Raw genomic sequence first — 1,595 nt, 5'->3', positions numbered from 1 at the left:
GAGGGCCGGTTGCGCACAGCCTCAATGAAGTAGGAGTCGAGCTCCGGGTCAGGACCAGACGTCCCCCGATCCTCCGTCGCCGTCTTGCACCGCCATTAGGTCAGGACGGGGTGAGGCGACATCCGATGCAGTTGATCTGTCAAGCGGCGGTGGTGAGTTGTGGGGTCGGCGTGGGGGGAGAACGCGGTGAGTTCGTCGTAGGGGTGCGCTTGGTGGGGCAGTGGTGGAGGCAGCCGAGCATGCGGTAGCAGGCGGTTGAAGAGATTACGCTGGGCAGCGGTGTGGCGGTCTTTCATCGGCTCGTGGCTTGTCGTAGTGGGCTCGGGCACCTGGGGAGGTGGTCAGGCTGGCATACGCCCAGACATAGCCGACCTAGGCCACGCTGGTTCTTGACCCTGCCAGGCGATGACCGCAAGGCTTCTGCCGAACGCCCGGGTGGCCGGCGCGGCCCCGGCGAAGGCTTTGAGGCCTTTCGCGTCGGTGAATCGGGATCGGTCGTCGCCGATCTCGGCGAGCACCCGGGCGCCGGTGGGTGACCCGAGCCCTGGAAAGCTGGTGATGGTCTCGGCGTCCGGGTGCGCATCAGAGGACTCCACCGTCGCTTCGGCAGGGTCGTCGACGCTGATGCAGGCGGCATCAAGCTGTCTGAGCAGGGCGATGGCCTGGCGTCCCAGCTTCAGCAGCTCGGGCTCGTCATTGGCCACCCTCCGCGACAGCAGCGTCTTGCCGTCCGTATCCAGGGCGAGGCCGTGATAGTGCCCCTTACCGCTGTCGACCCCACCACGGCTGGCAGCTGCCTGATAGCCACACCCGGTGTCCCCGGGTGTCCCCACCCTACGAATGGGAGGACGAACCCGCCTGAAAGGTAGAGCTGCCTGACCGGGAGTGGGGGCTGCGGCCAGCACGGCGCGGGCGGTGCTGCTGCTGATCCCTTCGGGGTTGTGCTGGAAGGCCGCGGGGAAGGCGGGGAGGTATTCACGCAGGTGCAGGTGGGGGCGGAGTTTGTTCCCCGTCTGGGTGCGGTCCCAGACCGCGTCCTTATGGGCGCGGGCCAGTACGGCGGCGGCTTGGGCGAGCTCGCTGTCGTCGGCAGGGGCCGGTGGGCGGCCTTGTCCGTGCGCAGGGTTTTCGCGAGTACCATGGCGTCGAGGCGGTCGGATTTCTTGCGGGTGCTGTGTGGCGGTAGCGGGCGGCGGCCGTCGGGTTGATGGCGTATACGGGCCGGCCGGTCGCGCGGAGGCAGGCAACGAGGAGGCCGCGGGAGGTCTCGATCGCGACGGGGACCGGAGTGTCGGCGGTGTCGCCGTGGGTGGTGGGGAGTTCGAGGAGCTGGTGCAGGCCGTCGGTGGTCCGGGCCCTTGCCGCCAGGGTTCCCTCGTGGTCGACCAGGGCGGCGTCGCAGTGGTCGCCTCCAGCCGATTCCGCAGGTGTCATTGTGTCGTGTTCGTCCTCTCGACCGGAGGCGTGCTGCTGGTCGCAGCCGTGCGGGGGCACGGGTCTCCCTGATGGAAGGGCTCGATGGCCCTGCATCCGATCAGCCGTTCGTGACCCCAGCGGCCCGCAGGGCCCTCGGTCTGCTCCAGAGCTCGGCGGCT

Annotated in this window: 1 pseudogene; it reads right to left on the bottom strand. The window is 68.8% G+C overall.

The annotated features are described in order from the left end of the window. Window positions 1-95 precede the first annotated feature (95 nt). A pseudogene (locus IF89_RS50100) lies at window positions 96-1,480 on the bottom strand (IS110 family transposase). Window positions 1,481-1,595 lie beyond the last annotated feature (115 nt).

It is taken from the genome of Streptomyces sp. NRRL F-2664 (assembly GCF_000719345.1).
Classification (GTDB): domain Bacteria; phylum Actinomycetota; class Actinomycetes; order Streptomycetales; family Streptomycetaceae; genus Streptomyces.
The sequence above is the reverse complement of the archived record's forward strand: the minus strand, read 5'-3'. Positions and strand labels throughout refer to the sequence as shown.